10 protein-coding genes are annotated in these 11,890 nt (G+C 71.5%); 6 read left to right on the forward strand and 4 right to left on the reverse strand.

Translation table 11 applies throughout. The annotated features are described in order from the left end of the window. Positions 1–120: 120 nt before the first annotated feature. The gene (locus OG408_RS05245; protein ID WP_326668508.1) at positions 121–543 is read right to left on the reverse strand and encodes a secondary thiamine-phosphate synthase enzyme YjbQ; all 423 of its coding nucleotides are present in this window, start codon (positions 541–543) and stop codon (positions 121–123) included. 91 nt (positions 544–634) lie between these two features. Here OG408_RS05245 and OG408_RS40130 point away from each other — a divergent pair, with 91 nt between their 5' ends. From OG408_RS40130 to OG408_RS05260, 4 genes are all read left to right on the forward strand, one after another. Continuing rightward, entirely contained in the window at positions 635–721 is an 87-nt protein-coding gene (locus OG408_RS40130; protein ID WP_353051446.1) for a putative leader peptide, read from the forward strand. Positions 722–945: 224 nt separating this feature from the next. Further along, positions 946–1,692, forward strand: a complete 747-nt coding sequence (locus tag OG408_RS05250) for an ATP-binding cassette domain-containing protein (RefSeq protein ID WP_326668509.1) — start codon at positions 946–948, stop codon at positions 1,690–1,692. Between the two features lie 147 nt (positions 1,693–1,839). Continuing rightward, positions 1,840–3,048: an LLM class flavin-dependent oxidoreductase gene (locus OG408_RS05255; protein ID WP_326668510.1), complete on the forward strand. Its 1,209-nt coding sequence runs from the start codon at positions 1,840–1,842 to the stop codon at positions 3,046–3,048. A 103-nt stretch (positions 3,049–3,151) separates the two neighbouring features. Then, positions 3,152–4,249: an NAD(P)-binding domain-containing protein gene (locus tag OG408_RS05260; RefSeq protein WP_326668512.1), complete on the forward strand. Its 1,098-nt coding sequence runs from the start codon at positions 3,152–3,154 to the stop codon at positions 4,247–4,249. A 19-nt stretch (positions 4,250–4,268) separates the two neighbouring features. On the opposite strand, the gene mltG is transcribed toward OG408_RS05260, so the two are convergent. Both mltG and OG408_RS05270 read right to left on the reverse strand, forming a co-directional pair. Continuing rightward, positions 4,269–5,144 (reverse strand): endolytic transglycosylase MltG, encoded by an 876-nt coding sequence (mltG, locus tag OG408_RS05265; protein ID WP_266775931.1) that lies wholly within the window; start codon positions 5,142–5,144, stop codon positions 4,269–4,271. 505 nt (positions 5,145–5,649) lie between these two features. Continuing rightward, positions 5,650–7,458 carry an ABC transporter ATP-binding protein gene (locus OG408_RS05270; RefSeq protein WP_266775933.1) on the reverse strand — a complete coding sequence of 603 codons (1,809 nt, stop codon included), beginning with the start codon at positions 7,456–7,458 and terminating at the stop codon, positions 5,650–5,652. Between the two features lie 201 nt (positions 7,459–7,659). Here OG408_RS05270 and OG408_RS05275 point away from each other — a divergent pair, with 201 nt between their 5' ends. Then, entirely contained in the window at positions 7,660–8,103 is a 444-nt protein-coding gene (locus tag OG408_RS05275; protein WP_266775935.1) for a MarR family winged helix-turn-helix transcriptional regulator, read from the forward strand. Positions 8,104–8,145: 42 nt separating this feature from the next. Then, complete coding sequence (locus tag OG408_RS05280; RefSeq protein WP_326668517.1) at positions 8,146–11,076, forward strand: FAD-binding and (Fe-S)-binding domain-containing protein; 2,931 nt, start codon at positions 8,146–8,148, stop codon at positions 11,074–11,076. Between the two features lie 10 nt (positions 11,077–11,086). Here OG408_RS05280 and OG408_RS05285 read toward each other — a convergent pair whose 3' ends face one another. Further along, positions 11,087–11,803 (reverse strand): hypothetical protein, encoded by a 717-nt coding sequence (locus OG408_RS05285; protein WP_442806123.1) that lies wholly within the window; start codon positions 11,801–11,803, stop codon positions 11,087–11,089. Positions 11,804–11,890: the final 87 nt, after the last annotated feature.

The following is an 11,890-nucleotide window of genomic DNA, read 5'->3' on the forward strand; positions in this document are numbered from 1 at the left end:
GCACTTGCCGCATCCGTCGTAGGGGTGTTCGATCATGTTCAGGTCCGTACTGCGCAAGGCTTCTCCGTCGTGACGCGCATGCTACGAAAGATTGGCGGCATGGCCTGCGGAGCTGTGCGATCAGCCCAGGAAGCTCAACCGAACTTGACGGTTGGGATTAGAGATATTCGTGTCCACCAGACACACCGACTGCCACGTCCCCAGCTCCAGCCGTCCCGCGATCACGGGCAGCGTCGCGTGCGGCGGGACGAGGGCCGGGAGGACGTGGTCGCGGCCGTGGCCCGGGCTGCCGTGGCGGTGCTGCCAGCGGTCGTCGGCCGGGAGCAGGGCGTGCAGGGCGGCCAGGAGGTCGTCGTCGCTGCCCGCGCCGGTCTCCAGTACGGCGATGCCCGCCGTCGCGTGCGGGACGAAGATGTTGAGCAGGCCGTCGCGGCCCGCGGCCGTGCGGCTGAGGAACTGCTCGCAGTCGGACGTCAGGTCGGTGACGGTCTCCGTCGTGCCGGTGGTGACGTGAAGGACGCTGGTGGTGAAGGCGGAGGACATGCGTCCATTCTCCTGCCCACTCCGCAGGATTGCTCGTCCAGGTGCCGAGACACCGTTGACCGTCCTCCTGTCGGCGGCTACGTTCGGCGCCATGTTCCGGTCAGTCATGCTCACTTCGCGCGGTCACATCGACCTGCTGCGGGTGGCCTCTGCCGCGTGTTGTCGCCGCGGCTGCTGACGTTCCTCCACGCATGACCCGTGAGTGACCGGGCGGAGTGATCCGTCGGCCCCTCCGCCTGATGGTGTGCACGCCCCGCCCCGTCCCGTCTCCGTCCTCGGCCTTATGCGTCCGGGGATCTCCTGGTCCGGTTCCTACCGGGCCGGCTCCGGGGCGGGGTATCGGGAATGCCTCCCGGAGTCCCCTCCCGATCCCGTCGTCCGTATCCCGGAAAGGCTGCCGTCATGGCGACCGACCTGCACGGAGTCATGAGCGCCCCCTCCCCCTCACCGGCCCTTCCTCCGCAGGACGTCGTACGCGTCGTCGGGCTGACCCGTTCCTTCGGCGGACGGGCCGTCATCGACGGGCTCGATCTCACCCTGCGCGCGGGGGAGTTCACCGCCGTGCTCGGGCGCGGCGGCAGTGGCAAGTCGACGCTCCTGCGGGTGCTCGCCGGGCTCGACCGGGAGATCCGCGGGACCGTTCTGGTGCCGAAGGGGCGTGTGCTCCTTCGGCCGGCACCGCGGCCTGCGCCCTGGAAACGGGTCTGGCGCAAGCTGCTCGTGCCGCCTTCGGGAGATCATCCCGGACCAGGCTTCGTGGAAGTGGTGGGGGAAGGCTGCGCGCCCCTCCGTCGGTCCCGGGCCTGGCCGAGGGCGCTCTCCGGCGACGGGGCCCGGCGCGTCCCGGTCGCACGGGTGCCGGCCCGCCGGCCCGATCTGCTGCTTCTCGACGACCCGTTCGGCGACATCGCCGCCTCGTGGCCGGTGGCCGAGCTCCGGCGGCGGCACCGTGGGTGCACGGTTCTGCTCGTCACCGGGGATGTGGACCAGGCGCTGCTGTTCGCCGACCGTGCGCTCGTGCTGCGGGACGGCGTGATCACGTACGGGACGCCGGTCGCGGCGGACCGTCCACGCCTGCCCGGTACACCCGAGTTCGCCGCGCTGCGTGCGCGGCTGCTCGCCGAGCTCGGTCCGGAGGCCGACGTCTGATCCGACTCCGCACGCTCCGACGCCGAACGGGTCCGGCCCCGGGTCCGGTTCGGGTCCGGGGCCGAACCGGTTCGCCTCGTCTCCTGAACCCCCTGCCGTGCCCCTCTGTGAACCCGCCCTCCCCCGCTCGTACGGAAAGGCCTCCCCATGAACGTCCATCTGCACTGGTTCCTCCCCACCGGCGGTGACGGGCGCACGCTCGTCGACCGGCACGCGTACACCGACGGCGGGATCAAGCGGGACCGGATCACCCCGACCAGCGGGGTGCGCGCCCCCGACATCGAGTACCTGGCGCAGATCGCGAAGGCAGCCGAGCAGCTGGGCTTCGAGGCGGTGCTGACGCCGACCGGTACCTGGTGCGAGGACGCCTGGCTGACGACCGTGGCGCTGGCTCAGCACACCGAGCGGCTGAAGTTCCTGGTGGCGTTCCGGCCGGGGGTGATCTCGCCCGTGCTCGCCGCGCAGATGGCCGCGACGTATCAGCGGATCACCCGGGGGCGGCTGCTGCTGAACGTGGTGACCGGCGGCGACTCGACGGAGCAGCGCCGGTTCGGGGACCATCTGGACCATGACCGGCGGTACGCCAGGACCGCGGAGTTCCTGTCGGTGGTGCGGGGTGCCTGGAGCGGGCAGCCGTTCGACTTCGACGGTGAGCACTATCAGGTGGAGGGCGGGCTGACGGCGCTGCCGCCGGACCCGCTGCCCGACATCTTCTTCGGCGGGTCCTCGGCCGCGGCGGGGCCCGTCGCCGCCGCGCACGCGGACGTCTATCTGACGTGGGGCGAGCGGCCCGCCGATGTGAAGAAGAAGATCGACTGGATTCGCGGGCTGGCCGAGGAGCAGGGACGCACGGTCCGGTTCGGGATCCGGCTGCACACCATCTCGCGCGACTCCTCGAAGGAGGCGTGGGCGACGGCCGACCGGCTGCTCGGCGACCTCGACGCCGACACGATCGCGGCCGCTCAGCAGGCGCTGGGGCGCAGTGAGTCGGTGGGGCAGCAGCGGATGCTGGCGCTGCACGGCGGTTCGCGCGATCAGCTGGAGATCGCGCCGAACCTGTGGGCCGGGGTCGGTCTGGTGCGGGGTGGCGCCGGGACCGCGCTGGTCGGCAGTCACGCCGAGGTCGCGGACCGGATCGAGGAGTACCACTCCCTGGGGGTGGAGCACTTCGTGCTGTCCGGGTACCCGCACCTGGAGGAGGCGTACTGGTTCGGCGAGGGTGTCACGCCCGAGCTGGCGCGCCGGGGGCTGCTGTCGACCGTCCCGGCATCCCCGTTGCTGGGAGTGCCCGCGGTGAACGGCCGGCCGGCCTCCGCACCGGGCGGGGCGCCGTTGCTGTTCGCCGGGGGGCGGTGAGACCGGCGGATGCGCCGGGGCGCGAGGCCGGGCACGGCCCGATCGCCTCTGCGGGAAGATCCGCACACCCGCCACGGTTAGTAGAAACGTGAACAACGTCGGGGTGCACTCAGTCGATGTCGTGGTGATCGGTGCCGGACAGGCAGGTCTGTCCGGCGCCTACCATCTGCGCCGCAGCGGTCTGGAGCCGGACCGCGATTTCGTGGTCCTCGACCATGCCCCGCACCCCGGCGGCGCCTGGCAGTTCCGCTGGCCCTCGCTGACGTACGGCAAGGTGCACGGCATGCACGCCCTGCCCGGTATGGAGCTGACCGGGGCCGACGACAGCTGGCCCTCGTCCGAGGTGATCGGGGAGTACTTCGACGCGTACGAGCGCGCCTTCGGCCTGCAGGTGCACCGGCCGGTCGAGGTCAGTGCGGTGCGTGAGGGCGAGGGCGGCCGGCTGCTCGTCGAGACGTCCGAGGGGACGTACGCGACCCGCGCCCTGATCAACGCCACGGGGACCTGGGACCGGCCGTTCTGGCCGCGGTACCCGGGACAGGACACCTTCCGCGGGCGGCAGTTGCACACCGCGAACTATCCGGGGCCCGCCGAGTTCGCCGGGCAGCGGGTGGTCGTCGTGGGGGGCGGGGCATCCGGCACCCAGCACCTGATGGAGATCGCCGAGGTGGCGGCGGACACCCACTGGGTGACCCGGCGGCCGCCGGTCTTCCGGGAGGGGCCGTTCGGCGCGGACCAGGGCCGGGCGGCCGTCGCCATGGTGGAGGAACGGGTGCGGCGCGGGCTGCCGCCCGAGAGTGTCGTGAGCGTGACCGGGCTGCCGGTGACCGACGCCGTCCGGCGGGCCCGCGAGTCGGGGGTGCTCGACCGGCTCCCCATGTTCGACCGGATCACGCCGACCGGTGTGGCCTGGGACGACGGTCGGAGCGTCGAGGCCGACGTCATCCTCTGGGCGACCGGTTTCCGGGCCGCCGTCGACCATCTCGCCCCGATGAGGCTCCGTGAGCCGGGCGGCGGAATCAAGGTCGAGGGGACACAGGCCGTGCGGGACGAGCGCATCCATCTCGTCGGGTACGGGCCGTCCGCCAGCACCATCGGCGCCAACCGGGCCGGGCGCGCCGCCGTCCGCTCCATCAGCCGGCTGCTGGCGCGGACCGCGCCCGGGACCGCCGAGGAGGACGCCGTGTCCGTGTCCGTGTGAGTGCTTCGGTACGCGCCGCTCAGCCGGTGCCCGCGCCGCGGCGGTTGCGGTTGAACTCGGCCACGTTGCGCTGCTGTTCGGCGTAGTCGTCGGTGAAACGGGTGTCGCCCGGTGCGACCGTGACGAAGTAGAGCCAGGGGCCGGGCGTGGGGCTGATCGCCGCCACCATCGCCTGCTCGCCCGGATTGCCGATGGGTGTGGGCGGCAGGCCCTTGCGTTCGTAGCTGTTGTACGGGCTGTCGATCTTCGTGTCGCCGGTGGTGGTGTCCAGAGTGCTGCGGTTCAGCGCGTAGTTGAGCGTCGAGTCCATCTGGAGGGGCATGCCGCGGTCGAGCCGGTTGTGGATGACCCGGGCCACCTTCCCCATGTCGGACTCGGTGTCCGCCTCGGCCTGGACGATGCTGGCGATCGTCACCGTCTGGTACACGGTGACGTTGTTGCGCTGCGCTCCGGCCGTGATGTGGTCCTTGCCGAAGCGGCTCTGTGCCGTGTCGGCCATGTAGCGCAGCAGGCTCTTCGGGGTCGTGGCGGAGGTGACGGGGTACGTCGCCGGGAAGAGGTAGCCCTCCGGGTTGCCCTTCGCCTCGGCCGGCAGCGGCAGATCCGCTGTCGCCACGGCCTTCTCCGTGGTGCCGGCGGGTTCACCGAGGACCTTGTCGGCGGCCGCGTACACCTGCACTGCCCGCCGGCCCTCCGGAATCACCAGGGAGCGGGTCTGCTCGGCGGTCTTCGGCTCCCTGGTCAGCAGCGGTACGAGAACGGCGGCGGCGACCCCGAGCACGAGCACGGCTCCGACGAGGAGCAGCAGACGGCCGCGCCGGGTCGGGCGGAGCCTGCGGCGGGAACTGCGGCGGGTCCTGCGTCCTGGAGGGGTGTCCGGGGACTCGTTCACCATGCGGGCACGCTATCCCGCGCCGATCCCGCCGTCCGGTACCCCGTCCGTGGCGACACGCGCCCCGCATCGCGCGAAGTGAACACACGAACAGGGGATCGGATGTTCGCTGGAACGCGTGATCGTATCGGCATTCGTTGCTCAACCACGCTGCGGCGGTTGATGATTACAGGGCGCAAGCGACGGGCTGCAGACCGCGACTGTGCTGTCCCTGAGTTACATCATGCACAAGGAGAAACACCCGATGAACCTGATCACCAACCTGCTGGCCGGCGTCGTCCACTTCGTGGGTTGGCTCATCTGACCATAGCTCCGCCCGGCGCCGTCGTTCCCCGTCCCACGGGAGCGGCGGCGCCGTCGTGTGCGCCCCGTCCGCGTCGTGTCCGTGTCGCGTATGTGCCGCGCCTGTGTGGCGTCGGCCGCGCGCCGCGGGACCGGCGAAGGAGCGGCTCCGGGCCGCGAAGTCGGGGCAGCGGGCGCAATGCCGCTGCAAGGGCCGGGCGGCAGGTCAGCCCGCTGCCACGGGGGCGAGGTGGGTGTCCCTGCGGACCAGGGCGGCGTAGCGCCCGTCCTGCTGGAGCAGTTCCTCGTGGCTGCCGCGCTCCGCGGTGCGGCCACCGTCCAGGACGACGATCTGGTCGGCGTCGCGCACCGTGGAGAGCCGGTGGGCGATGGTGATCGTGGTGCGTCCTGCCGAGAGTGCGTCGATCGCTTCCTGCACCGCGAATTCCGTACGGGTGTCGAGGGCGCTCGTCGCCTCGTCGAGGATCAGCACCGGCGGGTCGCGCAGGATCGTGCGCGCGATGGCCAGGCGCTGCTTCTCGCCCCCGGAGAAGCGGTATCCGCGCTCACCGACGAGGGTGTCGTAACCGTCGGGCAGGGAGGCGATGTGGTCGTGGATCTGCGCCGCGCGGGCGGCTTCCTCGATCTCCTCGTCGGTTGCGTCCGGCTTGGCGAAGCGGAGGTTGTCGGCGACCGAGGCGTGGAAGAGGTAGGTCTCCTGGGAGACGACGCCGACCGCCCTGGCGAGGGTGTCGAAGTCCAGATCGCGCACGTCGACCCCGTCGAGGGTGACCCGGCCGCCGGTGACGTCGTACAGCCTCGGCACCAGATAGCTGAGGGTGGACTTGCCGGAACCGGTGGGACCGACGACGGCCAGGCTGGCGCCGGCGGGCACGGTCACATCGACACCGCTGAGCGTCGGGCCGCTCTTCTCGTCGTAGCTGAAGTCGACGTCCTCGAAGCGGACCTCGCCACGGATCTTCTCCAGGCGTACCGGCTGCTCCGGTTCGGTGATGTCCACCGTGAGGTCGAGGTATTCGAAGATCCGCTGGAAGAGCGCGAGGGACGTCTGCATCTGCACGCCGGTGGAGAGCAGGCTCACGGCGGGCCGGAAGAGGCCCTGCTGGAGCGAGACGAAGGCGACGAGCGTACCGATCGAGACGTCGGGTCCGCCGGACTGCAGGGCGAGACCCGCGGCCCAGTAGATGACAGCCGGCATGGCGGCCATGACGATGCCGATCGTCGACATCCGCCAGCGTCCGGCCATGCTGGAGCGCACTTCGAGGTCGACGAGGCGCTCGGACTCCTCGGCGAAGCCCTTGGTGAGCGAGTCGGAGCGGCCCATGGTGCGGCCGAGCAGGATGCCGCTGACGGAGAGCGATTCGGTGACCGTGGCCGCCATCGCGGCCATCTGCTTCTGGCGCTGGGTGGTGATCTTCTTGCGCTCACGGCCCACCCGGCGGCTGATCCAGACGAAGACCGGCAGCAGGAGCAGGGAGACGACGGTGAGCCGCCAGTCGAGCGCGAGCATGGCGACGACCGTCGCGATGACCGCGGTGAGGTTGGAGACCAGCGAGGTCGCCGTCGAGGTGACGGTGGCCTGCATGCCGCCGATGTCGTTGGCGATGCGGGACTGGACCTCGCCCGTGCGGGTCCGGGTGAAGAAGGCCAGCGGCATCCGCTGGAGCTGGGTGTACACGGCGGTGCGCAGGTCGTGCATGACCCGCTGGCCGACCGTGGTGGAGATGAGGGTCTGCAGCACGCCGAAGACGCTGTTCATCACGGCGGTGAGGATCATGCCGAGGGCGAGCAGCGAGAGCAGCCCGGTCCGGCCCTGCGGGATGGCGGTGTCGAGGATCTCGCGCAGGAGGAACGGGGAGGCGACCGACACCAGCGACGAGGCGCCGACGAGCAGTCCGACCACCGCGAGGCGGCCGCGATAGGGGTGGAAGAGGCGGAGGATGCGGCGCAGCTCGGCGGGCGGCTGGGCGGCGTCCCGGGGCGGGGGTGTCCACGTGGGTTCGTCGGGTTTCATGGGCTCCTTCGTCAGGCGTGCGACAACAGGTAACGGCGGGCGCCCGCGCCTGCGGGCGCGTCCGCGGTGGGGCGGGACGGCCGACGGCCGCCCTGCGGGCTCCGGGCCCGGAAATCGCAGCCCTCGGCAGTGGAACAGATGAGAGCATAGCTCATTGTTACCTATACTCACAATGAACAGGGTCCTGATATTGTTCCCGGTATGGATTCCCCCGACCGCGACGGCGTGCTCGCCGAACAGCTGCTGAGGCTGACCCGCAGGCTCCAGCGCATTCAGAGCCGCCAGCTGGAGCCGATCGGCATCACGCCCGCGCAGTTCCGGCTGCTGCGCACCGTCGCGCACTACGACGGCCCGCCACGGATGGCGGATCTCGCGCAGCGGCTCGACGTCGTCCCCCGTGCCGTGACCACGCTGGTGGACGGGCTGGAGGCCAGCGGCCGGGTGCGCCGTACCCCGGATCCGGACAGCCGCCGGGTGGTCCGGATCGAGATCACGGACGAGGGCACCGCCACGCTGCGCTCGCTGCGCAACGCGCGCCGGGCGGCCGCAGAGGAGATCCTGGCTCCATTGACCGCCGATCAGCGCGAGGTGCTCGGCGGGCTGCTGACCGCTCTGGTCGACGGAATGCCGGAGCGCCGCTGCTGACCGGGTGCGAAGCGCCGAGCCGAGCCGCCGAGGGGATCCCGAATGCCACTGCTGAAGCCGAATCCGCAATCCCTGCGCCCCGGCACGGCGCGTGACCCCGCGCACGACCGGGTGCCCGACGCGCAGGCGGCGGGCACCCCCGAGCCCCTGCGCGGTGAGCTGACCGCACTGCTGGGACCGCAGAAGGTGCTCTGGAAGATCTCGGACCTGGTGCGGTACGCCTCCGACGCGAGTCCGTACCGGTTCGTACCTCAGGTCGTCGTCGTGCCCGAGGACCTCGACGACATCTCCGCGATCCTGTCGTACGCCCACGGCAAGGGGCGCGACGTGGTCTTCCGGGCCGCCGGCACCAGTCTGAACGGGCAGGCGCAGGGTGAGGACATCCTCGTCGACGTGCGGCACCACTGGGCGGGCATCGAGGTCCTGGACGGGGGCGCGCGGGCCCGGATCCGTCCGGGGACGACGGTCATGCGGGCCAACGCCACCCTCGCGCGGCACGGCCGGCTGCTGGGGCCCGACCCGGCGAGCGCCATCGCCTGCACGATCGGCGGGGTGGTCGCGAACAACGCCTCCGGGATGACCGCCGGCACCACCCGCAATTCGTACCGGACCGTCTCCTCCCTCACCTTCGTGCTGCCCAGCGGCACGGTGGTGGACACCGGCGACCCCACGGCCGACGCGGACCTGGCGCACGCGGAGCCGGCGCTCTGCGAGGGGCTGCTCGCCCTGAAGGCGGAGATCGAGGCCGATGCCGCGCTGACCGCCCGGATCCGGGCCAAGTACGAGATCAAGAACACCAACGGCTACCGGCTCGACGCCTTCCTGGACGGTTCGACGCCGGTGGAGATCCTGCGCGGTCTCATGGTCGGCTCCGAGGGGACCTTCGGATTCATCTCCGAGGTCGTCTTCGACACCCTGCCGCTGGACCGCCGGGTCTCCACCGCGCTGCTCTTCTTCCCCTCCCTGACGGCCGCGGCGGCCGCCGTCCCGCTGTTCAACGGGGCGGGCGCCATCGCCGTGGAGGTGATGGACGGCAACACGCTGCGCGCCTCGGTCAGCGTCCAGGGTGTGCCCGCCGACTGGGCCGGACTGCCGAAGGAGACGGCGGCCCTGCTGGTGGAGTTCCGCGCGCCGGACGAGCCGGGCCAGGAGGCGTACGAGCGGGCGGCGGCCGAGGTCGTGCGGCAGCTGGAGCTGGTCCGGCCCGTCACCTCGGTGACCAACGAGTTCACCCGCGACGCCCGGACCATCTCCGGCTACTGGAAGGCCCGCAAGGCCTTCGTCACCGCGGTCGGCGGATCCCGGCCGTCCGGTACGACGCTGATCACGGAGGACTTCGCGGTCCCGCCCTCCCGGCTGGCCGACGCCTGCGAGGCGCTGCTGGCGCTGCAGGCCGAGCACGGCTTCGACGCGGCCGTCGCGGGTCACGCGGCCCACGGCAACCTGCACTTCCTGCTGGCCTTCGACGCGGCGAAGCAGTCCGACGTCGACCGGTACGCCGCGTTCATGGCGGACTTCTGCCGGCTCACCGTGGAGCGCTTCGACGGCTCCCTCAAGGCGGAGCACGCCACCGGCCGCAACATCGCCCCCTTCCTGGAGCTGGAGTGGGGTCCGTACGCGACCGAACTGATGTGGCGCACGAAGCAGGTCATCGACCCGGCCGGGGTGCTCGCGCCCCGGATCGTCCTGGACCGCGACCCGAAGGCCCATCTGCGCGGGCTGAAGACCATCCCCGAGGTCGAGGCGGTCGCCGACCCCTGCATCGAGTGCGGTTTCTGCGAACCGACCTGCCCCAGCCATGATCTGACGACCTCACCGCGCCAGCGCATCGTGCTGCGCCGGGAGATGATGCGGCAGCCGGACGGTTCCCCGGTGGAGACGGGGCTCCTGGACGCCTACGGCTACGACGCCGTCGACACCTGCGCGGGCGACTCCACCTGCAAGCTCGCCTGTCCGGTCGGCATCGACACGGGCGCCATGATGAAGGACTTCCGCCACCGGCGGCACTCCCCCCGCGAGGAGCGGGTCGCCGCGCTCACCGCGAAGAACTTCCGTGCCGTGGAGGCGGCGGCCCGGCTGGCGGTCGCCGCTGCGGCCCGGATCGACGACCGGCTGCTCGAAGGTGTCACCGGTCTGGCCCGCAAGGCCGTGCGCCCCGATCTGGTGCCCGAGTGGCTGCCCGAGATCCCCGGCGCGGCCGCCCGGAAGCTGCCCCGCACCTCGCGGACGGCAGCGAGCGCCGTCTACTACCCGGCCTGTGTGAACCGCATCTTCGGCGGACCGGAGGGCAGTCGCGGTCCTTCGCTGCCGCAGGCCGTGGTCCTGATCTCGGCCCGCGCCGGAAAACCGGTCTGGATCCCGGAGGATGTCGCGGGCACCTGCTGCGCCACGATCTGGCACTCCAAGGGGTACGACGCGGGCAACGCCGTGATGGCCAACCGGATCGTCGAGGCCGCCTGGGGCTGGACCGGCGGCGGAAAGCTTCCTCTGGTCGTCGACGCCTCCTCGTGCACCCTGGGCATCGCCCACGAGGTGGTGCCGTATCTGACCGACGACAACCGGGAGTTGCACCGCGAGCTGACGGTGGTCGACTCGCTTGTCTGGGCCGCCGACGAGCTCCTGCCGGAGCTGACGGTGCTGAGGAAGGCCGGTTCGGCGGTGCTGCACCCGACCTGCTCGATGGAGCATCTCGACGACGTCGGCCAGTTGCGCGCGGTCGCCGAGGCGTGTGCCGAGGAGGTCGTGATGCCGGACGACGCGGCGTGCTGCGGCTTCGCGGGCGACCGGGGCATGCTGCACCCGGAGCTGACCGCGTCGGCGACGGCGAAGGAGGCCGCCGAGGTGAACACCCGGGAGTACGACGCCTATCTGTCCGCGAACCGCATGTGCGAGATTGGGATGGACCGGGCGACGGGACGTACGTACCACTCGGCCCTGATGGAGCTGGAGCGGGCGACCCGCCCCGGCCCCTGAGGGCGGCCCGTCAGGCCCGGAGACTCGCCCGGTCACCCATCACCACGACCGGGTTCTGCTTCGGGTCCAGGGTGCGCAGCAGCTTCACCATGGCCGCCTTCGGCAGGCTCACACAGGCCGAGGTGCCGCTGCCGTGGTCCATGTGGAGCCAGATGCTGCCGCCCTTCGACTGGCCCTGGGGGCGCGTCGGGTCGTTGGGGGCGGTGCCCTTGACCCGGTTGTAGTCGATGGCGATGACGTAGTCGAAGTCGTGCCAGTAGGGCTTCGCCCAGTAGCGCGGGGCCTGGATGGCGGCCGACTCGCTGTACGGGAGGTGGGCGCCCGGGTCGGGCAGGGCGCCGCCCGCGTCGGTGAGGGTGAAGACGCCGACCGGGGAGCGCTTGTCGTCCTCGTGGTGGTCGGCGGTCCAGCCCTTGCGGCCGTTGTGGGCCTTCCAGTCCGCCGCCTTGTCCCAGGTGGATCCGGTCCGGGTGTAGAGCACGACCGTGGAGTCCGCGGAGTTCTTGCCCGCGCCGTACACGGCGACGACCTGGCGGGAGTCGTCCGGGATCTGCGCCTCCAGGCGGTCACCCACGTCCGGGATGCGCTTGAGGTCGGTCGTCTGCTCCTTGTCGGCGTCCTTCCGGGCGCCGGCCGACGGCGTGCCGCTCTTCTGCGTGTCCTGTCCGTCGCCGCACGACGTCAGGGTCGTGAGCAGGACACCACAGGCGGCCGCCGAGACCACCACTCGTACCGCACCGGCTATATGCATCCGTCCATGCTCGCACCCCGCGGGGTGCGAGGCCGCCCGGGCCCGCGTGGTCCGGTGAATGCG

This window comes from Streptomyces sp. NBC_01257, assembly GCF_035917255.1.
Lineage (GTDB): Bacteria > Actinomycetota > Actinomycetes > Streptomycetales > Streptomycetaceae > Streptomyces.

Bases quoted from the DNA above. Each gene is read 5' to 3' on its own strand.
- OG408_RS05270 (WP_266775933.1), bottom strand. From the start codon at position 7,458: ATGAAACCCGACGAACCCACGTGGACACCCCCGCCCCGGGACGCCGCC.
- OG408_RS05275 (WP_266775935.1), top strand. From the start codon at position 7,660: ATGGATTCCCCCGACCGCGACGGCGTGCTCGCCGAACAGCTGCTGAGG.
- OG408_RS05280 (WP_326668517.1), top strand. From the start codon at position 8,146: ATGCCACTGCTGAAGCCGAATCCGCAATCCCTGCGCCCCGGCACGGCG.
- mltG (WP_266775931.1), bottom strand. From the start codon at position 5,144: ATGGTGAACGAGTCCCCGGACACCCCTCCAGGACGCAGGACCCGCCGC.
- OG408_RS05255 (WP_326668510.1), top strand. From the start codon at position 1,840: ATGAACGTCCATCTGCACTGGTTCCTCCCCACCGGCGGTGACGGGCGC.
- OG408_RS40130 (WP_353051446.1), top strand. From the start codon at position 635: ATGTTCCGGTCAGTCATGCTCACTTCGCGCGGTCACATCGACCTGCTG.
- OG408_RS05245 (WP_326668508.1), bottom strand. From the start codon at position 543: ATGTCCTCCGCCTTCACCACCAGCGTCCTTCACGTCACCACCGGCACG.
- OG408_RS05250 (WP_326668509.1), top strand. From the start codon at position 946: ATGGCGACCGACCTGCACGGAGTCATGAGCGCCCCCTCCCCCTCACCG.